Annotated in this window: 16 protein-coding genes; 11 read left to right on the top strand and 5 right to left on the bottom strand. The window is 63.6% G+C overall.

The genetic code is table 11. From position 1 onward, the window contains the following. On the bottom strand, positions 1-346 hold a 346-nt coding region (locus CXY73_RS23040; RefSeq protein WP_233198471.1), incomplete at its 3' end, for a hypothetical protein. 893 nt (positions 347-1,239) lie between these two features. Here CXY73_RS23040 and CXY73_RS18915 point away from each other — a divergent pair. After that, positions 1,240-1,476 (top strand): hypothetical protein, encoded by a 237-nt coding sequence (locus CXY73_RS18915; RefSeq protein ID WP_146071820.1) that lies wholly within the window; start codon positions 1,240-1,242, stop codon positions 1,474-1,476. 10 nt (positions 1,477-1,486) lie between these two features. Further along, on the top strand, positions 1,487-3,013 hold the full coding sequence (locus tag CXY73_RS21675) for an HNH endonuclease signature motif containing protein (protein WP_146071821.1): 1,527 nt from the start codon (positions 1,487-1,489) through the stop codon (positions 3,011-3,013). Between the two features lie 237 nt (positions 3,014-3,250). Here CXY73_RS21675 and CXY73_RS23680 read toward each other — a convergent pair whose 3' ends face one another. Beyond that, positions 3,251-3,451, bottom strand: a complete 201-nt coding sequence (locus tag CXY73_RS23680; protein ID WP_146071827.1) for a glutamate-cysteine ligase family protein — start codon at positions 3,449-3,451, stop codon at positions 3,251-3,253. Between the two features lie 201 nt (positions 3,452-3,652). Between CXY73_RS23680 and CXY73_RS18925 the strand changes: the two genes are divergently transcribed. Then, the gene (locus tag CXY73_RS18925) at positions 3,653-5,851 is read left to right on the top strand and encodes a transglycosylase domain-containing protein (RefSeq protein WP_104178603.1); all 2,199 of its coding nucleotides are present in this window, start codon (positions 3,653-3,655) and stop codon (positions 5,849-5,851) included. A 16-nt stretch (positions 5,852-5,867) separates the two neighbouring features. Here the strand turns inward: CXY73_RS18925 and CXY73_RS18930 are convergent, their stop codons facing one another. Both CXY73_RS18930 and CXY73_RS22120 read right to left on the bottom strand, forming a co-directional pair. Next, on the bottom strand, positions 5,868-9,284 hold the full coding sequence (locus CXY73_RS18930; protein ID WP_104178604.1) for a DNA polymerase III subunit alpha: 3,417 nt from the start codon (positions 9,282-9,284) through the stop codon (positions 5,868-5,870). Continuing rightward, positions 9,281-9,442: a hypothetical protein gene (locus tag CXY73_RS22120; RefSeq protein ID WP_158252965.1), complete on the bottom strand. Its 162-nt coding sequence runs from the start codon at positions 9,440-9,442 to the stop codon at positions 9,281-9,283. The genes CXY73_RS18930 and CXY73_RS22120 overlap by 4 nt, the downstream gene beginning before the upstream one ends. 340 nt (positions 9,443-9,782) lie before the next feature. On the opposite strand from CXY73_RS22120, the gene CXY73_RS18940 reads away from it, so the two are divergent. The 7 genes from CXY73_RS18940 to fdhD all read left to right on the top strand — a co-directional run bounded on the left by CXY73_RS18940 (position 9,783) and on the right by fdhD (position 19,511). Then, positions 9,783-10,925 carry a sugar diacid recognition domain-containing protein gene (locus CXY73_RS18940; RefSeq protein ID WP_158254163.1) on the top strand — a complete coding sequence of 381 codons (1,143 nt, stop codon included), beginning with the start codon at positions 9,783-9,785 and terminating at the stop codon, positions 10,923-10,925. A gap of 72 nt (positions 10,926-10,997) precedes the next feature. Then, entirely contained in the window at positions 10,998-12,170 is a 1,173-nt protein-coding gene (locus CXY73_RS18945) for a glycerate kinase (RefSeq protein ID WP_104178606.1), read from the top strand. A gap of 49 nt (positions 12,171-12,219) precedes the next feature. Continuing rightward, positions 12,220-13,584: a GntP family permease gene (locus CXY73_RS18950; RefSeq protein WP_104178607.1), complete on the top strand. Its 1,365-nt coding sequence runs from the start codon at positions 12,220-12,222 to the stop codon at positions 13,582-13,584. A gap of 131 nt (positions 13,585-13,715) precedes the next feature. Next, on the top strand, positions 13,716-15,830 hold the full coding sequence (locus CXY73_RS18955; protein ID WP_104178608.1) for a PhoX family phosphatase: 2,115 nt from the start codon (positions 13,716-13,718) through the stop codon (positions 15,828-15,830). Positions 15,831-16,022: 192 nt separating this feature from the next. Continuing rightward, positions 16,023-17,240, top strand: coding sequence for a formaldehyde dehydrogenase, glutathione-independent (fdhA, locus tag CXY73_RS18960; protein ID WP_104134341.1), 1,218 nt, complete (start codon positions 16,023-16,025; stop codon positions 17,238-17,240). A gap of 251 nt (positions 17,241-17,491) precedes the next feature. After that, a complete protein-coding gene (moaA, locus tag CXY73_RS18965) occupies positions 17,492-18,610 on the top strand; it encodes a GTP 3',8-cyclase MoaA (protein ID WP_104134340.1) in 1,119 nt (372 codons plus the stop codon). Between the two features lie 49 nt (positions 18,611-18,659). Beyond that, positions 18,660-19,511 (top strand): formate dehydrogenase accessory sulfurtransferase FdhD, encoded by an 852-nt coding sequence (gene fdhD, locus CXY73_RS18970; protein ID WP_104134339.1) that lies wholly within the window; start codon positions 18,660-18,662, stop codon positions 19,509-19,511. A 6-nt stretch (positions 19,512-19,517) separates the two neighbouring features. Here fdhD and CXY73_RS18975 read toward each other — a convergent pair whose 3' ends face one another. Continuing rightward, on the bottom strand, positions 19,518-21,818 hold the full coding sequence (locus CXY73_RS18975; protein WP_104134338.1) for an FdhF/YdeP family oxidoreductase: 2,301 nt from the start codon (positions 21,816-21,818) through the stop codon (positions 19,518-19,520). 207 nt (positions 21,819-22,025) lie between these two features. On the opposite strand from CXY73_RS18975, the gene CXY73_RS18980 reads away from it, so the two are divergent. After that, positions 22,026-23,420, top strand: a complete 1,395-nt coding sequence (locus CXY73_RS18980; protein ID WP_104134337.1) for an OFA family MFS transporter — start codon at positions 22,026-22,028, stop codon at positions 23,418-23,420. Positions 23,421-23,604: the final 184 nt, after the last annotated feature.

Below are 23,604 nucleotides of genomic sequence, written 5' to 3' on the forward strand. Positions count from 1 at the left end.
ACGGAACCCATTGGCTGGCTGTTGTTGTCGTTTTGTGGCTCACGCACATAGTCGGTCGTACTTGGCTGCCCGCCGAGCCGCCTTGGGTGCCGTTGGCGTCATCCGATTCGCCGCCGGGCCCGGTCGCCGCCCCCGTGCCGTTCGAGTTCGTAGACCCCTCGGCGAATACATCGACGCCGTGGCCATTGGTGAGACCGCCCGAGACAAGCTCGGAGGGACATTTCCCCGTTCTGATCTCCTCAGGAGTGCACCGCGCGGATCCCGCAAAGACTGCCGTGCTCGGAACAGCGCTAAGCGTTAGAACGGCGAGGGTTCCAACGATTAGCAGAAATTTGAACCGGACCATATTGTCGACTCCGAAATCAGTAGTTGTTGGGAATCTTTCTGCGGTGTGACAAACCGGACCACCATCGGCCAACGCAAGGGGCCCTCGGAGTCATCGATTGGTTGCCCGGAAGAGTCGAGCAACCGACTGTGTGTTATGTCGAGACACAGGTAAGTACGTATCTCCCAGGTCGCGTCCGGAAGAGCTGAGGACATCTGAATTTTGATTGAATCAAAGGTTGTGGAGCCCGTCAGAGACCGTCCCTCAGCTTCTAGGGCTGTGCGTGATGACATGACTGCATCGTGTTCTGGGCCATTTGTGAATGCCAGGTACTTGTTCCAGGAGTCGGATCCGATTTTGCCAGCGACATCGCCAGCCGACAGGTAAGCCGAGTACGTTGCCATGGCGGCGGCCAGTGCTTCTTCATTTGAGGCGAAGACCGGGGGGATCATGGTGGGCGCGGCCGCCGATGGCACGGACGTGTTGTGCGGGGTTGGGGTGGCCATGCATCCGCTGAGCAGGCTGATGGAGACCAGCAAGACAGTGTTCAGTGCAACGGTGTGCAGCAAACGGCGATGCAACGGGTTTCGCATGGGGTCACAGTAGACCGGATTGCTACAATCCCGTTTAAGTTCTCCACAGGCTGGTATCTCTTTGTGAATCACGGTATGGCTGGGCGGGCAGGGCTCCCTATGCCTGTCGCCTGGCCTGTTCGGCTGTAGCAGGTGCACGGCGTGACGGAAAGGGGAGAACTCGGCCCCGAGTGTTCGATCTGGCGGCAGGGTCGCGTCGCGTTGAGGGCCAGGCATCCCTGAAAACATTTCTTTGGGTATTCTTTGCGGATTTTTCGGTTTTAGCGCTTGTAAGCATGATTTTTCCTCGGGAATGTCGGTGGTGGGGTGTTGGGCTGATTTATGAGCACGTTGGCAGTGGATCTGACCCGGGCGGCGGTCGCTGTCGCCGCGCTGGGTGGTTCCAGTGCTGAGTTCAGTAGCGTGTCCGATCCTGAGGTGCTTGCGGCGCGCGGTCCGATCGCCGACCTGCTGCGGCTGAGTACTACGGTTGCAGCGTTGCTGGCGGGCATGATCGCGCAGCGGTCGCGGCCGCCAGCTGGGCCGGTCGGGGGTGGCGGCGCGGCACGGGTTTGGTAATGCGACGTTGATGGTGCAGGAGGCCACCGGCCTGAGCAGTATCGAAGCGGGTCGCTTGCTGGCGGTCGGGGTACTCATGAGCGAGACGGAAACTGCTGAGCGGCGAGCCGCCGAGGCCGTGCGGGAAGCTGCGTGGGCTGCTCAGGCCGCTGCCGAAGCTGCAGCGCAAGCCGAGCGGGCGGCCGCACGAGATGCCGGGCGGGTGGCCGCTTGGTGGGCCGCCCGGGAGTTGGAGCGGGCGGCAGCGTGGGTCGAATTGCACCCCGATCTGCCGCTGCCCGAGGCTGGGCCTGGTCCTGTCGTGCCGGTCGTCGCGGTTCTTCCGGCACGCCCGGTCGCGCGGCCGGTCGTGGTGGAGGTGCCGTGGCAGGCGCCGATCATGCACGCTGTCGCTCAAGGAACTTTCTCGCCCGGCGTCGGCGACGCCCTGCTGCGGGGCCTGGGTACTCTGGATCAAGCGATCACTGCTGAGAAGCTGGCCGCTGCGCTGCGGGTGCTGTTGGTGGAGGCGCCGGGAATGAACACCGAGCAGGCCTTCAAGCGAGCGAGGCGGTTGCGGGATGACCTTGATGCTGCGGGTATTCTGGCGCGGGAGAAGCAGGCCCGCGACGACACAACGTGGTCGTTCCCTGCTCCGCCCGCACAGGTCGCGCCGATCGCGCCAGGTGCCCCGAATACCGAGCGCACGGGCGGAACAGAGAACACCCAGAACACCCAGAACACCGACCATGCCGAGAACGCCGGCCATGCCGAGAACGCCGCCCATGCCGAGAACGCCGACAGTGCCGAGAACGCCGAGAAAACCGACAATGTCGAGAGCACCGCGGAGGCGCCGAGCGACACGCTGGCGGGCTTTGGAACAGCCAGCGGTGCGGGCGGCGAGGCAAGTCGGAGGCCAGAAGCTCGGCGCGGGGCTCAGACCATCCACGGCACAGAACCGGCCATCAGTCATCCGGTTTTCGGATATATCGTGGGCAACCCCGCACCGGTGTCGGCGGAGACGATCGACCGGCACCTCTGCGACACCGGCTACCTCGGCATCCTGTTCGACCAGACCGGTCAACCCCTCAATGTTGGACGAGACCAACGTCTCTTCAACCGTGAGCAACGCCGCGCCCTCGCGGTCCGAGACGGCGGCTGCCGGTGGCCCGGCTGCGAGAAACCACCGTCTTGGACCGAAGCACACCACATCGAAAATTGGGTTGATCATGGGCTTTCCAATATCGATCAGGCCATTCTTCTTTGCAGTCTGCATCATATGTTGCTCCATAACCGACACTGGAAGATCTGGCTTCGCGACGGCCTGTACTGGCTGCAACCCCCGATCGAGATCAACCCCGAGCAAACTTTGATTGCCCTCCCAAGCAAGAACCCGCTCATGCTCGACCCCGCCCAGTTCGGCATACCGACGTCGACTGCGCCCGTAATTGGCGCCGAAGATACCCGCCGGTTAAGAGACGCCGATCACGACCAGCTCGACGAGAGCAATGGGAACGACTCGAGACAGGATCACCCACTCGACGACTACCGAAACTGACGGTTGCGCTAGCCCGTGCTTTGAGGCCGGCCCTGCAGATCGCGGTGCGTCACGGGATGGCAGTCTCGTTTCTGGGCAAAGGTGCAGTCTTAGCGCACGGGTCAGGGCGGCGAGCAGCAGTGTTGACGGCTCATCGAGCTGGGCGTCGCAGACGCGAATCTCCATGGTCGGATGTTCCAGGAGCAGCCGCGCATTCCACCAGATCGTGCGCAGGTCGTAGGTGCCGCCGGCGCCGTGTCAGAACGGCGAATTCACCGCAAGCGCGAGCAGCGTGGGCAGCCAGACGTGCACTCGGTTGAGCGCCTGTACACCGGCCCTCGCGGTTCGGAATGCCGACGTGTACGTGCAGCCCGTTGATGAGGTGATCAGAGAAGTTCCGCGTGTACCGCGTCGCCGACGTTTGCCGGCTGAAGTGTCGCCGGTTTGAGAAAGTTGAATTCCTCTTCAATGCCGAACGTTCGCATTCGTCACCTCCAGCACCGTCACCGGATAGTACCGGCAAACCGGTATCAAGCCGATACATTCGCGTATCGGACTGCCGACCATTTAATCAACCTCATCTGGCTAACATGATCTTTACTCGCGAACCAGCGCGCAGGTGTTGGCTCACGCACTGGATGGCATCAGCTGGGAGTAAACGTGGTTCAGGTCACTCAGATTCCAAGCAATTCAGCTCTGTCCCGTCTGCGCACACTGCACGGTGCCCTCGGTGGCCTACTCGGTTTCGTGGCCATGAGCGTTGCGGCCGGCGTGCTCGTCACCGCATCGATGACCCCGGTGGTTGCGCTCTCGGGCCTGGCCGCTACGAACACGATCTCGGTGTTTGAGAGCCTGCCCGATTACGTGAATATCGAGCCGCTGTCCCAGAAGAGCGACATCCTGGCGACGCGCAGCGACGGAACTGTCGAACTCCTTGCCTCGTTCTATGACCAAAATCGTATCGAGGTGAGTTGGGATGCGATCAGCCAATTTGCCAAGGACGCTGCAGTGTCGGGGGAGGATCCTCGGTTCTATGAGCATGGCGGGGTCGACCTGCAGGGCACGCTGCGGGCCACGGCGACGACGGTGGCCGGCGGAGACACTCAGGGTGGGTCATCCATTACGCAGCAATACGTGAAGAACGTGTTGGTGCAGAAGTGCGAGCTTCTCGCCGACCAGCGCGCGCGTGACGCCTGCTACCGCGCAGCGACCGAGACCACTCCCGACCGCAAGCTCAAGGAGATGCGGCTGGCCATCGGGGTGGAGAAGACATACAGCAAGCGCGACATTCTGCGTCAATATTTCAACATCACCGGATTCGGCGGCACAGTTTATGGCATCGAGGCCGCCGCCAGCTACTACTTCAATACGACGGCTGCCCTGCTCACCCTGCCGCAGGCGGCCAGCCTGGTGGCGATCGTGAACAACCCGGTCAAGTTTCAGCTCGATCAGCCTGCGAGTGAGACCAACGGCGCTGCCGACGGGTATGCCGCGAACAAACAGCGCCGCAACTATATTTTGCGTGAAATGCTGCACCACAAGAAGCTCAGCCAGACCGATTTCGACGCCGCGGCCGCTGCGCCGGTCGAACCGATCATCACCGAACCGAGCACCGGCTGCCAGACCGCAGTGGGTAACGCCTTCTTCTGCGATTATGTGACCAAGATTCTGCAGACCGACCCCACCTTCGGCGCCGATGCGGCCACGCGCATGCTCAACTTTCGCCGGGGCGGCTACGACGTGTACACGACCCTTGACCTCGACGTGCAGAACGCGGCCGTGACGACCATGAACCAGCAGGTTCCCAAGGTCTATGCCGGTGGCGATGTAGGCGCGATCATCACGAGCGTACAGGTGGGCACCGGCCGGGTACTCGCCATGACCCAGAACAAGGACTACAGCCAGGACCCGGCCGTGCAGGCGACCGGAGCTAACTTCACCGGCATCAACTACGCCACCGACTACGCCGAGGGCGGCTCAAGCGGGTTCCAACCCGGATCGACCTACAAAGTCTTCACACTGGCCGAGTGGCTCAAGGAAGGCCACTCGCTCAACGAAAGGGTCGACTCCCGCCGCAAGGCGAATTGGGGTACCTTCCAGGACAGCTGCTTCGGGCCTCAGAACTACAGCAGGGAGGGCTTCAACCCGCGCAACGATGCCAACGAATCGGGCACCAACTACAGTGCGCTGCAGGCCACGGTCGGCTCGATCAACACCGGCTTTATCGGCATGGCCAAGAAGCTCGACCTGTGTGGTATCCGGCAGACGGCGGAGGCGTTTGGCATGCACCGAGCCGACGGCAACCCGCTCTCGCAGTCCGCGGCATCCATTATCGGAACCAACGAAATTGCCCCGCTCAGTATGGCCGTCGCCTTCGCCGGCATCGCGAACAAGGGGGTGACCTGTTCGCCGATCGCCATCGACCGGATCGTCGGACCTGGCGGGGTCGAGATTCCAGTGCCGTCGTCGGTCTGCACCCAATCGGTTGATGCCACGGTCGCTGCCGGTCTGGCTTACGCCATGCACCGGGTAATGGTCAGCGGCACCGGGCAGCAATCGAATTACAATACGAATCCGAATGTGCCAATGATCGGCAAGACCGGGACAACGGATGGCGCGAAAGACACTTGGATGAGCGGCGCGAGTACCAAGGTGGCGACCGTGGTCGCGGTGGTCAGCCTCACCGGGGCGCTCAGCCAGCGGCGGCAATTCTTCGGTCGGGACCAGATCGCGACGGCACGCCACCGCATGTGGCCGGTGGTCATGTCGGCGGCGAACGCCAAGTACGGCGGTGATGCCTTCGAGGAACTAGCCCCCAGGGTCAGTCCACAGCCCGGGGCAACAGCGGCGGGTCGGTAGCGCCGGTTAGTCATCGCTAGGCGCTATGCGCCGCATTGAGATGGTGCAGGGTACCGCCGCTTGAATGCCCGCCGTGCGCGGCCAGTTCCGCAGCGTACGCGGCCGCACTGGCAGCTTCCTCGGCGGCGGCGCGCTCAACGGCATGCCGCTCCTTCACCTGCCTGGCCACGTCGAACAGATTCCAGATATTCTCCCCGGTCACCGACACTCCTCGGGCGCCAGAGCGCCGGGTGCGACCGCGCACGAGCATGTAATTGGTCTGGAACACCTGCCCGCCGACCCGTTCCTGCGCGTCGTGAAAGAACACGACGTTGGCGACCGGTCCGGTGCCGTCGTCGAGACTGATGAACACGACTCGGCGCCCGCCGCGCATCGGCGGCGTGTTGGTGGCCCGCCGCACTCCGGCGAGCAGCACCTCGGTGCCGCCGGGCAGGTTGCCGAGCTCGCTCGCCGGTGTCACCCCCAACTCGCGGAACAGCGTGTGAAACCGCTTCATCTGGTGCGACCCGACGGCCAGATTCAGATCGAGCAGTTCCAGATCGGTCTGGGTGCGGCCGCGCAGCTCGAGCGAGGTGATAGCGCCGGCGCGGTCACCCGAGTACCGCGGCACCGGCAACTCCACCTCGAACGCGAGCTGGTCGGCGCGAATGACCACGGCGGTGCCACGCAGCGACTGAATGTGCGCGAGCAGTTCGTGCCGCCGGGCGCGGTCGTAGCCGATGAACGTGTCGAGGGCGCCCACCCGCGCGAGCGCCTCGAAGGTGCGCCGCCGGGGGTGCACTCGATCACGAAAGTCCTGCAGTGACCCAAACGGTTGATGCTGTGCAATGCGCGCCCGCTCCGCCTCCGTGCTGCCGACCAGTTCTGGCAGCGCCAAACGGATGCCCTGGCTCCCGTCCGCGAGATCCTCCACCCGGTAGTCGAGCGCGCTGGACTGCACGTCGAGGGGGAGCACAGGTACCCCGAGTACCCGAGCCTCGGCGACGATGAGGTCTTTGGGCCACATGCCCGGGTCGTGGGTGAGCAGCCCGGCCAGGAAGGCGGCCGGGTGGTGGGTTTTCAACCAAGCCGACTGGTAGGTGGGCAGGGCGAAGGCAGCACCGTGGGCCTTGGCGAAACCGAAGCTGCCAAACCCCGCCAACACCGTCCAGACCTGGTCGATGACCTTCTCACTAAACCCACGGGCGAGCGCTTTTTCGCGCAGGTATTCCTCAATTTGCGGCAGCTGCTCTGGCTTGCCCAGGTGCCGGCGAAAGACATCCGCTTTGCCGAGGCCGCAGCCGGTGAGTTCGTCGAACAGTCGCATGACCTGTTCGTGAAAGATCACGACGCCGTTCGTTTCGCGCAAAATCGGTTCGAAGCGAGGGTGGATGTAGTCGGGCATCACCTCGCCGTGCCGGGCCTGCAGATACTTGAGCGGCATGTTGTTTTTCATCGGGCCGGGGCGAAACAGCGAAATCTCCACGGTGAGGTCGTTGAATACCTCGGGTTGCAGCTTGCCGACAAGCTCCATTTGGCCGGGGGACTCGATCTGAAAGATGCCCAGGGTGCGGGTGGAACGAATGAGCTCGAAGGTTTTCGCATCGTCGAGTGGCACCCGGTCGAGGTCGATACTTTCGCCGGTGAGTCGGTGGTGCTCTTCAACGGCGTGCGCCATCGCCGATTGCATGCGCACGCCGAGAATGTCGAGTTTGATCAGCCCCATCGGATCCATGTCGTGTTTGTCGTACTGCGACATGGGCAGGCCCATGCCGCTCGCCTGCACCGGGGTGCGGTCGAGCAGGCTCGCATCGGAGAGAATCACGCCGCAGGGGTGCACCGAGATGTGCCGGGGGAGCCGGTCAAGCTTGGCGGTGAGGTCGACGAGCAGGTCGAGCTGTTGCGACTCACGCACCTCGGCGGCGAGGGCCTCGAGTTCGGGCTTCTCCTCGAGGGCGCGGCGAAAGTCGCGGGCGTTGAATCGCCACATCTGCTTGGCGATCACGTTGATCTGGGCATCGGGCAGGCCGAGGGCCAGACCGGCGTCGCGCACGGCACCGCGGCCGCGGTAAGCGTTGGTCATCGACATGAGCGAGACCCGGTCGCTGCCGAAGGCACGAAACACCTCGCGGTAGATGTCGTGTCGCCTGGCCGATTCGACGTCGATGTCGATATCGGGCAACGTCTGGCGTTCGGGGGAGAGAAAACGCTCCCAGAGCAGCCCGTTCGCGATCGGTTCGACCGAGGAGGTGCGCAGCGCATAGTTGAGCACCGAGCCGACCCCCGAGCCGCGCGCTTGAATGCGGATGCCCATGCCACGAATAATGTCGGCCACCCGTGACACCGTGAGAAAGTAGCTGGCAAAACCTAAGTGTTCGACCGTTTTCATCTCGTGGGCGAGCTGGGCATGGGCCGCTTCGACCGCGCGCGAGCCGCTCGCCGAGTACAGGTCGGCGATACCGCTACGGGCGCGCCGCCACAGTTCGGTGACCGGGTCGCCGGTGACGCCGATGATGCGCGCCTCCGGCATGCGCGGGCGCCCCAACCCGATATCGAGAACCGGGTCGAGGCTGCAGCGGTCGGCGAGCTGCTCGGTGTCACGCAGCAGCCGTTCGAGCGCCCCGTCATCGTGCAGACCGGCATCGACGACCATGCGGGCCACCTGGCGCATCGCTCCGGCCGGTTTGAGCCAGGCCTGGCCGTTGGTTTGTGGGGTTTCGAGTTCGGCGAGCGGTAGCAGATAGCGCGCGGCGTCGGCGAGATCGGCGGTGACCGCCTCGCCGGGCGTGCCGTACCGCACGGCATTGCTGAGCACTGCAGGGAGCCCGGCGTTTTCGGCGAGGGCGAGCATGCGCGTGGCCGGGGTCACGCTGCCGACGGTGCCGCTTTCGGCCAGGTGACAGACGATTTCGAGTACGACGGCCTGTGTGGGCAGGGCCCCCTGCCAGAGGGCGAGCCGCGCCGCGGCATCTGAATTGTCGCGCCGGCCGATTGCGAGACCGACGTCGGAGTCTGGTCCGAGCAGCACGCTAAGCGAAGCGAGGCCGGCCAGATCGGCCAGCCGGGCGCGCGAAATGCTCGGCTCGGCGCTACCGGTTGTGATCGCAGAGCGGTGACCGGCATCGCCGGCGTGAGCGGCACTGACCGCCCGGCAGAGTGCGGCGTACCCGCGACCGTTGGTATCGCCGTGGGCGAGCACGACCACCCGGCCGAGCGAGCGGTACTCCTCGTCGTGCACGGCGAGTTCGGCGCCGAGCCCGGGGCGGATGCCCGCGGCAACGCAGGCGCGCACATGTTTGACGGCGCCGTAGAGTCCGTCACGGTCGGTGACGGCGAGAAACGTTGCACCCTGTGCGGCCGCCTGCTCGGCCAGAACTTCGGGAAGCGTCACCCCATAGTGGGTCGAGTAGGCACTCGCGACGTGCAGGTGCGGGAAGTTCGGTGCGCTGTTCATCCCCAGTCCAATGCTAAAGTCCAGGATCCGTCCGTGCCGCGGCGCAGGTCGTACCGGTGCTGCTCTTCGCCGCCCCGGCTGGCATCGAGCCGCCACAGCTCGGTGTCGATGCGGGTGGGCGTTCCCTCGTTCTCCCACCAGCGGGTGCGCTTGAACACCGCCTGTGGTTGCCCGATGACGGTGTGCTCGAATCGATTCCAAATGAACGCGCGCGGGTCGCCATCAGCGGACAGCTCAACGTCAACCGGTGTATCAATAATCTGGGGCAGGGTGGCCTCCCTTTTCGGGTGCTGGTATTCGGGTGTATACGTACCGGCTGGTCATAAAAAAGCTGATGAGCCAATAATAAAAAATGCTGTATCAAGTTCGAACAAATACTGAACAAAACCGGTTCTTCTAGAATGCATCTTCTATATGAAAAGTGTAGGTCAACCCACCGACACGCGCCACAAGAGATTGCGTGAGACCCATCCGCCGGCCTCGATCTACGATGGTCAGGTGACTGACATCGTTCCGAGCGACGCCGTGCTGCCCGATACTGTGCAGATCACCCGGGTGCTCGCGCAGCGCCTGGTCGAGCAGGTCGCTCCGAGCCTCGTGCACAACGTCAACATCATGGATGCCGCAGGTCTGATCATCGGCTCGCTGGACGCATCGCGCATCGGCACCCTGCACGACGGGGCGCGAAACGCCGCCGGACGTGGTGAGACGGTGCAGATTGCTCCCGGTGACGAGCAACAGGGCACCCGGCCGGGAGTGAATATTCCACTGATCCTCGATGGACGCGTCGTCGCGGTGGTCGGGGTCACCGGAACCCCCGCCGAAGTGTTGCCAGTGGCGCAGGTGCTCGTGCTCACCGTTCAGATGCTGATCATGCAGGAACGACTGCGGGACAACGCGTCGTGGCGGGAATCGGCGACCCGGGACATCCTCTCGAGCCTGTCGCTGCGCAAGCTCACCGAGGGGCGCCTGATCGCGGCACTGCAGGGTATTGATGCTCCACTGCAGCCGCCGTGGAATCTGACCGGCATTCTGCATCTTGGAGCCAGTCGTTCGGTGTTGTTGCTGCGCCAACTGCGCGATGTGTCCGGAGTCGTGGCCGCCGATATTTACGGTGCTGTCTGGGTGTTGAGCGGATCGTCGACCGCTCTCAGTCTCGCGCTGCTCCAGCAACGGTTGCAGCAGCCCGGTTCCAAGTCCTTGCGGTTTTTGACCGGGCGCGTTGGCGCGACGATGGTGCAACTCACCGATGATGCTGAACGCCTGAGTGCGCTGCTCGCCTGGCCCGGGCTCATCGGCACCTCAGCCGGAGAGCCGTGCTCCGAAATTCCGCTCGACTCTCTCGGTCTCGAACTGGCCATCGCCGTCTTGCCAGACGAACTGCTGGGCGACGTGGCCGGGTCGGTGCTCGACCCGCTCGGCGAGGTTCTGCGCGAAACAGCGCGCGTGTTTCTGCGCGAAGAATTGTCGATCGCGCACACCGCGGCGGCGCTCGGCGTGCACCGCAATACCGTGGTGCAGCGACTCGATCGCATCGAGCTGCTCACCGACCTGAATATTCGTCGGTTCAGTTGCGCCGTCTCGATGCGGGTCGCGCTGGCGGCAAACTCGGCCCAGTATGTGCACGATGCACAGGTCTAACCACATCGGTCACTGGTAAATGTGGGTTCGTTCCACCTTAATATGTGTGCGATTGTGTTCTAGCCTGAATCAATGAATGGTCGCACGGCGCTGAAGCCGCTCACACTGGTCATCGCACCCGATTCGTTCAAGGGAAGTCTGAGCGCGGCCGAAGCGGCCGACGCCATGGCAGCCGGGGCACGGGACGCTTGCCTCGCCCTCGGGTTGCCGGAGGCCCAGCTGACGATCTGCCCGATGGCCGACGGCGGCGAGGGAACCCTCGATGCCATCGCTATGGTCTGGGGAGTCACGCCCCGCAGCCTGCTCACTGTCGACGCGCTCGGCCGCAGCCGCCAGGCTCGCTATACCACCTCGGCTGATGGTCTCATTGGTCTGATCGAGGCAGCCGAGTCTAATGGCCTGCCGCTGGTCGCGGATGCCGCGCCCCAGCCCCAGCGCGCCGACACCTTCGGAGTCGGTCTGCTGGCCTTCGAGCTGCTCGAGCAAAATGTCGAAGAGATTCTGGTTTGCGTCGGCGGCTCGGCCAGCACCGACGGTGGAACAGGCCTGTTGGCTGGCCTAGGCGCGCGGTTTCTTGATGCTGCCGGCACCCCCGTCGCTCCCGGTGGCGCCGGGCTGACCCGGATTGCCTCGATCGACCTGAGCGAGCTGCACCCACGCGCCCGCACCGTGCGCTGGCGCCTCGCCGTCGACGTGAACAATCCACTCTGTGGCCCCACTGGCGCCGCTGCCGTTTTCGGTCCACAAAAGGGTGCACAGCCCCGCGATATCGCTGGGCTCGACGCCGGCCTGGCCCACCTCGCCGCGATCGTGCTCGACATGACAGGCGAAGACATGACCGACCGGCCCGGAGCGGGGGCGGCCGGCGGCATGCCGGCCACTCTCGTGCCGCTGCTTCGGGCCGAGTTGGTTCCCGGCTCCGCCCTGGTAGCGGATGCCGTAGGCCTGCCCCACAAAATGGCTAACGCCGACCTCGTGCTCACCGGTGAAGGCAGCTTCGACTCCCAGTCCCTCGGCGGCAAGGTGGCCGTCGCCGTCGCTCGTCTCGCCCCGGCAGGATGCCCGGTCGTCGTCATCGCCGGGCGGGTAGCGCTGTCTGCGGCCGACACCGCGGCATCCGGTGTCACTGCCGCGTTCTCGATCGCCGGTGGGCCGGCAACGCTCGACGACCTGCAGCAGAATGCGGCCGCACGGGTACGCGAAACCACGGCGCACGCCGTCGCACTCTTTCTTCACTCCCGCTAATCGCCACCGTTCCACCTGAACTTGAACCTGAAAGAGAAAGGCCGTCTCAATGCTGAGTATCGCTATCCTGGTGATTCTTGTCGTCGCCATCGTCTTCGCTACCGCGAAGCTGAAAATCAATCCCTTCCTCGCGCTGCTCGCTGCGGCGCTGGTCGGCGGTTTTGCTTTCGGCCTTCCGGTCGTCGAGATCGCCCCGATCATCACGACAGCCTTCGGTGCCACCCTGGGCAATATCGGTCTGATCATTCTGTTCGGCACCATCATCGGGGTGATCCTCGAACGCACCGGCGCGGCGATATCGATGGCCGAAGCCCTCATTCGCGTGCTCGGTACCCGGTTTCCGACTCTCACCATGAGTGTCATCGGTTTCATCGTGTCGATTCCGGTGTTCTGCGACTCCGGATTCGTTATTCTCAACTCGCTCAAGAAATCGCTTGCCGCCCGGGCCAAGGTGTCGCTCGTGGCCATGACGATTGCCCTGATGACCGGCCTCTACTCTACGCACGTCTTTGTGCCGCCGACTCCCGGCCCGCTTGCGGCTGCCGGCAACCTCAACATCATCGACCAGCTCGGCCTCATCATCGGGTTAGGCCTGATCGTCGCCGCCGTTTCGGCACTGGCCGGGCTGCTCTGGGCCAACCGGTTCCTGAAAAAAGACATTGAGCTGATCCCAGAGCTGGCCAGCGAAGAGAGCGACCTCGACTCGGACTACGAAGCCATCCGCGCCGCCTATGGCAAGTTGCCCAACACGTTCCTGGCCTTTCTACCGATTCTCGCCCCGATTTTACTGATCTGCATCGCCTCAATCGCCAACCTTCCGGCCCGGCCGTTCGGTGAGTCCGGCCTGTACGCCGCCATCGTTTTTCTCGGAACCCCGGTCATCGCCCTGGCTGTTGGCCTCATTGCCGCGCTGTTTCTGCTGCGTGGTAAGGGAAAATTGGAGATGTTCGGCGAACGCGTGAATGAGGGCATCCGTATCTCAGCCCCCATTTTGCTGATCACCGCCTCCGGTGCCGCCTTCGGAGCGATTCTCGCGGCGTCCGACCTCACCGATTTTCTCGGCAACACGCTCTCGACCCTCGGCCTGGGCCTGGCCGTCCCGTTCCTGATCTCGGCCGCACTCAAGACCGCCCAGGGCTCGTCGACGGTCGCCATGGTGACTACCTCGGTGCTGCTCCTGCCGCTGTTGCCCGTCCTCGGGCTCGACTCCGATCTGGGAAAGGTACTCTCGGTGCTGGCCATCGGTGCCGGTGCTATGGTCGTTTCGCACGCCAACGACAGTTTCTTCTGGGTCGTCTCGCAGCTCAGTCGCATCCCGGTCGCGACCGCGTACCGCACGCTCACCCCGGCCACCGCCATCCAGGGCGTCGCCGGCTTCGCCGCCGTCTGGGTGATCGGCCTCATCGTTCTTTAGAGCTAGCGGCCCCGAGCGTTCATAGTCCGTTCACCAACGGGCCACAGGGCTGTCGTGAATCGGAGAGGGGACGGCGAGAGAGTAGTTTTATCCCCAGTTCGGGGACCAAAACGACCACGAGGAGCGCCCGTATGCTGAGCAACGAATCCACCGCACCCCGCCAGCACGCCCCAGCTCGTGACCGGCCATTGCTCCCGCTTCTTCCCATGCAGGGGCACACCCTCGGCAAGCGCAGCGCCGTCACTTGCCACCTCAAGTGCGCGGATGCCTGCTTTCACCCTGTACCCAATGAGAGCTCGAACGACTACTTTCGCGACATCGTGGGGGCCGCCATGAGCCGTCGATCCCTGCTCGTGGGGGCTGGCGTCGCCGCCGCCGCCATCCTGCTGGGTTCCGGCGAACCCGCTCCCGCCTTGGCCGTGCCGGGCGGCCCAGCCGGTCCTGCTGGCCGCGGCCTCGCGTTCGCCCCCATCGCTCCAGTTCCGGCCGCCGTTGACTCCTTCGTGGTTCCGGCGGGCTATTCCTGGAACCCGATCATCCGCTGGGGCGACCCGCTATTCGCCGCCACCGATCGTTTCGACCCCGAACATCAGAGCGCTGCATTGCAGGCCCGCCAGTTCGGCTACAACAATGACTACCTCGACATCATCGAGAGCAAGAGACCAAAGGGACGCTCCGGCATCCTCGTCACCAACCATGAATACACCAACGAGGGCATCATGTTTTCGCCAGCCCTCACCGCGGTCGAAGCGGATGAGCATCGTCGCGTTGCCATGATGGCCCACGGCATGTCCGTGGTCGCCCTCGAACGGAAGCGCGCCGGTCAACCCTGGACCTACCGCGTGGGTGACCCTCTGAACCGCCGCATTACCGCGAGCACACCGTTCACCGTCACCGGCCCGGCCGCCGGCAGCGACCTGCTGAAGACCACGGCGGACCCGACGGGCCGCACCGTGCTTGGCACCCTCGGCAACTGTGCCGGGGGCACCACTCCGTGGGGCACCGTGCTTTCCGGTGAAGAGAACTTCAACGGGTACTTTCGCACGAAGGGCACCAGCACAGCGGAGGCCCGCTACGGCCTGGCCAACCGCCCGACCAGTCGGCTCTGGGAGCAGGTCGACAACCGGTTCGACGCCACCGTGGCCGGCAACGAGAATGAACCGAACCGTTTCGGCTGGATCGTGGAGATCGATCCGGAGACACCGAACGAGCCCCCGGTCAAACACACGGCTCTCGGCCGGTTCAAGCACGAGGGGGCCAATGTCATCGTTGGAAAGACCGGTCACGTCGCCGCTTACATGGGCGACGACGAGCGCTTCGACTATCTCTACAAGTTTGTCTCCTTCGACCGCTTCGACAAGAAGAAGGGTCCGAAGGCACGCACCCACAACAAGTCCCTGCTCACCAGGGGATCCCTCTACGTGGCCCGCTTTGCGGGAAACTCGCCAGAGCGCGAGATCACCGGGACCGGCCAGCTACCCGCCGACGGCCTCTTCGACGGCACCGGTCAGTGGGTGGCGCTCGTTATCGACGGGGTCTGCCAGGTACCTGGCTTCAGCACCGACGATGCCCTCGTGAATACCCGCCTGGTAGCGGATGCCGTCGGTGCCACCAAAATGGATCGTTGCGAAGACGTCGAGCCGAGCCCGGTGACCGGCAAGATCTATGTCGCCTGTACCAACAACACCGATCGCGGCACGCTCGGCCAGGAAGGCGCCACCGAGCCCAACCCCCGGGTGGCCAACCGCGACGGCCACATCGTCGAGATCACCGAAACCGGCTCCGACGCCACCTCGGTGACCTTTGACTGGAACCTGTTGCTGGTCTGCGGCGACCCCGCGACGAACACGAGCACCTACTTCGCCGGTTTTCCGAGCGATAAGGTATCGCCCATCTCCTGTCCAGACAACGTGGCTTTCGACGCCGAGGGCAACCTGTGGATCTCCACCGACGGCGCGCCGAGCACGATCGGATACTGCGACGGATTGTTTAAAGTACCGCTCACCGGCCCCGAGCGCGGCAGGGTGCAACAGTTCCTCTCGGTGCCACGCGAGGCCGAAACCTGCGGTCCGGTCATCCGCTCTGAGCAATCGATGGTCTACGTCGCCGTGCAACACCCGGGGGAGCGAGGCAGCTGGGCGGCCCAGTCGAGCCAATTCCCCGACTACGTTCCGCTGGGTGCACCCGTGCCGGCCGGTGCCTGGGCCGGTCCACGGCCATCCGTTGTGCAGGTCTGGAAAGCCTGAGACGCTCACCAGTCTGGTCGTGCCTGAGTCCTGAAAGGGGGGCGCGAACTGGCAATTGACTGATTGTAATTTCAGCCGGGCCGTGATGGAGTGAGAGAGCTGCCCTCACACGCAGCGTTCAGGAACATCCAGTGCCGATCGGGCCGTGGCCAACACATCATCCTGATCAGCGTAAAACCAGGAAGGTAGTTCATGACGGGGAACAGAGCAGTTGCCTACAAGAGCCCGGGTGTCGTCGAGGTCATCGACATTGATTACCCGAGTTTCGAGCTGAAAGACGGGCCGGGCGTCAACCCGGAAAACGTGGGACGCAAGGTGCCCCACGGAGTCATTCTCAAGACCGTGACCACCAATATCTGCGGCTCCGACCAGCACATGGTGCGCGGCCGTACGACCGCACCGGCGAACCTGGTGCTGGGTCACGAAATCACCGGTGAAGTGGTCGAGGCTGGCCCCGACGTCGAATTCATCAAGGTGGGCGACATCGTGTCGGTACCGTTCAACATCAGCTGCGGTCGCTGTCGCAACTGCAAGGAACGCAAGACCGGCATCTGCCTCAACGTCAACCCGGACCGTCCGGGTAGTGCATATGGTTACGTCGACATGGGCGGTTGGGTGGGAGGCCAGGCCGAGTACGTTCTGGTTCCCTACGCCGACTGGAACCTGCTGAAGTTTCCCGATCGGGACCAGGCGCTCGAAAAGATCATGGACCTCACCATGTTGTCCGACATCTTCCCGACCGGGTTTCACGGGGCTTACACTGCCGGTGCGGGCATCGGATCGACCGTCTACGTGGCTGGAGCCGGCCCGGTGGGCCTCGCGGCCGCCGTCTCGGCGCAACTGCTGGGCGCGGCCGTCGTCATCGTCGGTGATATGAACGTGGAACGTCTCGCGCAGGCCCGCAGCTTCGGCTGCGAGACCATCGACCTCAGCAAGGGCGAGCCGGGGGAGCAGATCGAACAGATCCTCGGCGTGCCAGAGGTTGACGCCGGTGTCGACGCTGTGGGCTTTGAGGCGCGTGGTCACGGTAAGGACGCCGGCCACGAGGCTCCGGCCACCGTGCTCAACTCGCTCATGACGGTTACAGCGGCCGGCGGTGCCCTCGGCATTCCGGGCCTCTACGTCACGGGTGACCCGGGAGCCAAGGAAAAGGCCGCTCAAGTGGGCTCGCTGTCGATTCGTTTGGGGCTCGGCTGGGCCAAGTCGCTGTCGTTCACCACAGGCCAGTGCCCGGTGATGAAGTACAATCGTCAGCTGATGATGGCGATCCTGTACGACAAGGTACACATTGCCAAGGCCGTCAACGCCCAGGCGATCAGCCTCGAAGACGCCCCGCGTGGCTACGCCGAATTCGACGCCGGCGCGGCGACGAAGTACGTGCTGAACCCCAACGGGTACGTCAAGGGTTAACAACAGGTCAGCGAATGGTCTGCTCGGGAATTCTCCCGGGCAGACCATTCCTGTATCGGTGTCCATCAGCATCCGCTCGCCGCGTGGCTTATTCAGGAAATCCGACCCGAATCTGCGCGAATAGCGCCGGATCCGCTCAGAAATTGAAATTTTTCCTGAATTAGCCGCGGATTCAGGCCGCGAGCCGCGGCATCCGCATAGAACCGGTGTTCTGGGCATCCCCGTGCGGGGCGCGGGGTTAGGGTGGAAGCATGACCGGCGCCGACCTTGCAGAACCAGCTCCGCGTTTCTATCGAGAGCGCGCGGACATTCCGGTGGACCTTGAAACGCCCACCGGCACCGTGACCGACCGGCTGAACCGGCCGCTGCATGATCTGCGCCTCAGCGTCACCGACCGCTGCAACTTTCGCTGCGTGTACTGCATGCCGAAGGAGATCTTCGGCCGGGACTTCGCGTTCATGGAACACGACGAGCTCCTCAGCTTCGAGGAACTCACCCGGCTCGCGCGCGTGGCCGTCGCCCATGGCGTTGAGAAGATTCGGCTGACCGGCGGTGAACCACTGCTGCGTAAGGGGCTTGAAGACCTCATTGCCCTGCTGGCCGAGCTGCGTACCCCCGACGGCCGTGAGATCGATATCGCGCTCACCACGAACGGGTCGGCGCTAGCCGTCAAGGCGCAGGCGCTCAAGGATGCCGGCCTGAAGCGAGTCACCGTGTCGCTCGACTCGCTCGACGACACCACGTTTCGCACCATGAACGACGTGAAGTTTCCCGTTGCAAAGGTACTGCACGGTATCGACGTGGCCGAAGCGGTCGGGCTCGGCCCGATCAAGGTCAACATGGTGGTGCAGCGCGGCAAGAACGACCAGGACATCGTTGCCATGGCCCGCCATTTCAAGGGCACCCCTTACATTTTGCGGTTTATCGAATTCATGGACGTCGGCACCAGCAACGGCTGGGAGATGGGCGCTGTCGTGCCGTCGAAGGATGTCATCGCGCGCATCCATGCCGAGTTGCCGCTCGAAGAGATCGCCCCGAACTACAGCGGCGAAACCTCAAGACGCTGGCGCTACCAGGACGGCGGCGGCGAAATCGGCGTCATCTCGAGCGTGACCCAGTCGTTCTGCCAGTCCTGCTCCCGCGCCCGCGTCTCCACCGACGGCAAACTGTTCACCTGCTTGTTTGCCACCGAGGGTCACGACCTGAGGGCTCTCATGCGCGGCGGCTGCTCCGACGCTGAACTCTCCACCGTCATGGCACACCTCTGGCGGGAGCGCACTGACCGCTATTCGCAGCTGCGGAGTGCGAAGACCAGTGAGCTGCGAGCGTCCGGTGCCAAGAAAATCGAAATGTCCTACATCGGCGGTTAATCGGCAGGGCTGGAGTGCGGTAAAGGCACCAGCGTGCCAGACTCTAAGAATGAACAGAATTACCGCTCGACGCAAAATCACCCGAATCACCGTTGGTGCCCATCCCCTGGCTGGCGAAGACCTGCTCGCCGTCGAGGAACCCCTGGAAATTCGAGTGAACGGCCGCCGCCTCGCCGTCACGATGCGTACCCCCGGCAATGACGTCGACCTTGCGGCTGGGTTTCTGGTCTCGGAGGGCGTCATCACCCAGGGCGACGATTTCAATTCGGCCCGCTACTGCGCCGGGGCCATCGACGGGGTCAACACCTATAACGTGCTCGATGTCACGCTGGGCGCGGGCGTCGCGCCACCGGCACCGAGCCTGGAGCGCTCCCTCATCACCAACAGCTCCTGTGGCTTATGCGGCAAGGAAAGCATCGATGCCGTGCGCACCAAGTCAGTCTTCGAGATAGCGGATGACGCGGTACAGGTGACTGCCGAATTGCTCACGACTTTTCCCGAAAAGCTGCGCGCCGGGCAGAACGTGTTCGAGAAAACTGGCGGCATCCACGCTGCCGGACTGTTCGATGCCGCCACCGGCGAACTCCTCGTGCTGCGCGAAGATGTCGGCCGACACAACGCCGTCGACAAGGTCATCGGCTGGGCGGTCAAAGAGAACAGGCTGCCGCTGACCGGTACGGTGCTCATGGTATCGAGCAGGGCGAGTTTCGAACTCACCCAGAAAGCCCTGATGGCGGGCATTCCGGTGCTCGCGGCAGTCTCGGCACCCTCGTCACTCGCCGCGGAGTTCGCCGCCGAGGTTGGCATGACCCTGGTCGGCTTTCTCCGCGGCAACTCTATGGTCGTCTACGCCGGCGGCGACCGGATCATCGACGCACAGCGTGACGTGCAGGCCGCCTAACCCCGGTTAGGCAGGGGCGCCGGCCGGAACGAAGCGCACGGTCATGGCCTTGTAACCGGGGGTGTTCGATTCGCGGGCTACGAGCTCGCGATGCATAAGCGCGTTCGCCTCCGGAAAATAAGCAGCCGCGCAGCCGCGCGGTGTCGGATAGACCACGAGGCGGAACGTGTCGGCTCGACGCTCAACGCCCTGGAACGTGCTGATTACGTCGACCATATCGCGGTCCGCGAAGCCCAGCTCGGTGACGTCGTCTTCGTGAATAAGGATGACGCGACGCCCGTTCTTGATGCCGCGGTAACGGTCGTCAAGCCCGTAGAACGTGGTGTTGTACTGGTCATGGCTGCGGATGGTCTGCAGTATCAAGTGACCCTCTGGCGCCGACAGATACTCGATCGGGCTCACCGTGAACCGGGCCAGACCAATATCGGTGGCAAAGCTGCGCGTATCACGCGGCGGGTTGGGCAGCACGAACCCATTCTTGGTCTTGAGCCGAACGTTGAAATCGACGAAGCCGGGGATGACGCGGGAGATGTGGTCACGAATGACGTCGTAGTCTTCAGCCATTGCCTTCCAATCGACCGCGTGGTCGTCTCCAAGCGTGGCGTGGGCCATGCGGGCAATGATCACCGGTTCGGCGAGCAAATGCTCCGACACCGGATCGAGGCGTCCCTGAGTGGTGCGAACGACCGACATCGAGTCTTCCACCGAGAGCACCTGGCGGCCCGACGGATGCTTGTCATCGGTATCCGTTCGGCCGAGCGTCGGCAGAATGAGCGAGGTCAAACCGTGCATGACGTGCGAGCGATTGGGCTTGGTGGAGACGTGTACGGTGAGACCGACGCGCTGCATGGCCTTCTCGAGCAGGTCGGTATCGGAGCAAGCCAGGGCGAAGTTGCCGCCCATGGAGACGAACACGTCGACGCGGTCGTGCACGAAGGCATGCACAGTGTCGACGGAGTCGAGCCCATGCTCCCGCGGGGATACGATGCCGAACTCGGCGTCGAGGGCGGCGAGCATGGGCTCTTTCGGCTTTTCCCACACACCCATGGTGCGGTCGCCCTGCACGTTCGAGTGGCCGCGCACCGGGCACGCACCGGCGCCGGGCTTGCCGAAGTTGCCCTGCAGGAGCAGTAGGTTGATGATCTCCTTGAGGGTGTTCACCGAGTGCGGCTGCTGGGTCAGTCCCAGCGCCCAGCAGATGATGGTGGCCTTGCTCGCGATGAGCAGTTGCGCCACCGTCTCGATTGCGGCACGGTCCAGGCCGGTGGCGTTCTTTGTCTCGGTCCAGTCGATCACCGATCGGGCTGCTCGATAGGCCTCGATACCGTCGGTGTTCGCCGCGACGAACTCGTGGTCGATGACCGACCCCGGCACGCGGGCCTCCTCCTCGAGCAACAGATGACCGAGCGCCTGGAACAAGGCCAGGTCACCGCCGACCTTGATCTGCAGAAACTCATCTGCCAGGTTAGTTCCCTTGCCGACGACGCCCTTCGGAGTCTGCGGGTCCATGAAATTGAACAGTCCGGCTTCGGGCAGAGGGTTGACGGCCACAATCTTGCCGCCGTTGTCCTTGCATTCGGCCAAAGCCGATAGCATGCGCGGGTGGTTGGTGCCCGGGTTCTGGCCGACTACCAAAATGAGCTCGGCCTGGTGGATGTCTTCGAGCGAGACCGTACCCTTGCCGATGCCGATCGTGGGGTTCAGTGCTGAGCCGGAGGACTCGTGGCACATATTGGAGCAGTCGGGCAGGTTGTTAGTGCCGATAGACCGCGCGAACAATTGGTACATGAACGCTGACTCGTTGGCGGTGCGGCCGGACGTGTAGAAGACGGTGCGCTCGGGCACGGTCGCGCGAATCTGCTCACCGATGAGCTCGAAAGCATCATCCCAGGAGATCTGCGAGTAGTGCGTGTCACCCGGGCGAATGACGACGGGGTGCGTAATGCGGCCCTGGTTTCCGAGCCAATACTCGGTCTTGGTGGCGAGCTCGGCGATGGAATGCTCTGCCCAGAACTCGGGCGTCACCGTGCGTAGCGTGCTCTCCTCAGCGACGGCCTTCGCGCCGTTTTCGCAGAACTCTGCGGTCTTGCGATGTCCCTGGGATTCCGGCCACGCGCATCCGGGGCAGTCGGTGCCGTCGCGCTGATTGAGGCGCAGCAGCGACCGCGCGGTGCGAACGACACCAGCCTGGGCGATTCCCCGATCGAGCGCCACCACTACGGCTTGCACACCCGCCGCGTGGGTCTTGGGCGCGGTGACGACAAGATTATTTTCGTTGATGTCGTCGATGGGTGCTGAACGTGTCATGTACCCATCCTGCCTTGCCTCGAAAGAAAAATCCCCCGAATTATCAAATGGGCAAGATTTTGGAACAGAATGTGCTCGATGATTCGTCTAGGATTGCCTCCGCAGACCATTCAACCTATCCGTTTGCGGAGTACGTCCACGGCCCTCGTGGACAGCCGAAACGCACAGCAGAGTCGCTATCGCCTTACCGGCAGCAAGGATATGTCCATGAGCTGGCTCGACCGAGACCGCACCATCGCCCCACCCGGATTCAACCGCTGGCTGATTCCGCCGGCCGCACTGGCCGTGCACCTCTGCATTGGCCAGGCCTACGCCACGAGTGTTTACAAGACGGCGCTCGTGGCGCACTTCGACGCCAGCCTGGTGCAGATCGGGGTGATCTTCTCAATCGCCATCGTGATGCTCGGCCTGTCGGCCGCCATCATGGGTACCTGGGTCGACACCCACGGACCGCGCAAGGCCATGTTCGTCGCGGCTCTGTTCTGGTCGGGCGGATTCCTCATCGGTTCGCTCGGAATCTTTTCGAACCAGCTGTGGCTGGTCTACGTCGGCTACGGCTTCATCGGCGGTATCGGGCTCGGCATCGGCTATATATCGCCCGTTTCGACGCTCATCAAGTGGTTTCCGGACCGCCCGGGCCTCGCCACCGGCATGGCCATCATGGGCTTTGGAGGAGGCGCCCTCATCGCCAGCCCGGTGTCGACGGTGCTACTCAGCTTCTATGACCCGAGCTCCGGGGCAGCGAACTGGGTGGCGAGCGGCGATTCCGTGGGCAAACTTTTTCTCACTCTCGCCGTGATCTATCTCGCGTACATGATGTTCGGCGCTTTCACGATCAAGGTTCCGGCTGCTGATTGGGTGCCGGCCGGATTCGATCCGTCGAAGGTGCGGGTCAAGGCCCTCGTCACGAGCAACCACGTTTCAGCCAGGAACGCCATTCGCACGCGTCAGTTCTGGCTCCTCTGGGTCGTCTTGTTCTGCAACGTCACGGCCGGTATCGGCATTCTCGAGCAGGCCGCACCGATGATCCAGGACTTCTTCCGGCAGAGCAGCGGCAACTCGTTGGTCTCGGCCGCCGTTGCCGGAGGCTTTGTGGGCCTGTTGTCGCTCGCTAACATGGGCGGACGATTCGCCTGGTCGGCTACGTCGGACAAGACCGGACGCAAGAATATCTACATGGTGTACCTCGGCGTTGGCACGGTGTTGTACTTGCTGCTGGCCCTCGTCGGGTCAAGCACAACGGCGCTCTACGTTGTACTGGCCTTCATTATCATTTCTTTTTACGGTGGCGGTTTCGCTACCGCTCCGGCCTACCTGCGGGATTTGTTCGGAACCTTTCAGGTGGGGGCCATCCATGGCCGCCTGCTGACGGCCTGGTCGGCGGCCGGCATTGCTGGCCCGCTCATTGTCAACTCGTTCCTCGATGCTCAGGGCGCTCCGGGTGAGTTGACGGCCGCGGCCTATCAGCCGGCCCTGCTCACCATGGTTGGGCTGCTCGTTGTTGGCTTTGTGGCGAATCTTTTCGTGCGACCGGTTCACACCGACTATCACGAACCCGAAAAGCCGCTCGTCGGTGCAACAGCTTGGAAGGCGCACGCATGAAGGTTCTAAAAGTCATCGTGGCTTGGGCGCTGGTAGGGATCCCGCTGGCGTTCGGCATTTCTCAGACACTCGCGAAGGTGACGGCCCTGTTCGGCTAAACCCGGCATCTGCAGATATAAACAGATAGAGCCACGCCCCCATTCACTGGGGCGTGGCTCTATTTTGCGTGTTGAACGCTCGGCAC

The sequence above is a fragment of the Cryobacterium sp. Y50 genome, from assembly GCF_002929805.1.
Lineage (GTDB): Bacteria > Actinomycetota > Actinomycetes > Actinomycetales > Microbacteriaceae > Cryobacterium.

Coding starts and splice junctions, on each gene's coding strand:
- CXY73_RS21675 (WP_146071821.1), top strand. CDS start 1,487: ATGGTGCAGGAGGCCACCGGCCTGAGCAGTATCGAAGCGGGTCGCTTG.
- CXY73_RS18955 (WP_104178608.1), top strand. CDS start 13,716: ATGCTGAGCAACGAATCCACCGCACCCCGCCAGCACGCCCCAGCTCGT.
- CXY73_RS18930 (WP_104178604.1), bottom strand. CDS start 9,284: ATGAACAGCGCACCGAACTTCCCGCACCTGCACGTCGCGAGTGCCTAC.
- fdhA (WP_104134341.1), top strand. CDS start 16,023: ATGACGGGGAACAGAGCAGTTGCCTACAAGAGCCCGGGTGTCGTCGAG.
- CXY73_RS18915 (WP_146071820.1), top strand. CDS start 1,240: ATGAGCACGTTGGCAGTGGATCTGACCCGGGCGGCGGTCGCTGTCGCC.
- moaA (WP_104134340.1), top strand. CDS start 17,492: ATGACCGGCGCCGACCTTGCAGAACCAGCTCCGCGTTTCTATCGAGAG.
- CXY73_RS18975 (WP_104134338.1), bottom strand. CDS start 21,818: ATGACACGTTCAGCACCCATCGACGACATCAACGAAAATAATCTTGTC.
- fdhD (WP_104134339.1), top strand. CDS start 18,660: ATGAACAGAATTACCGCTCGACGCAAAATCACCCGAATCACCGTTGGT.
- CXY73_RS18945 (WP_104178606.1), top strand. CDS start 10,998: ATGAATGGTCGCACGGCGCTGAAGCCGCTCACACTGGTCATCGCACCC.
- CXY73_RS18950 (WP_104178607.1), top strand. CDS start 12,220: ATGCTGAGTATCGCTATCCTGGTGATTCTTGTCGTCGCCATCGTCTTC.
- CXY73_RS18980 (WP_104134337.1), top strand. CDS start 22,026: ATGAGCTGGCTCGACCGAGACCGCACCATCGCCCCACCCGGATTCAAC.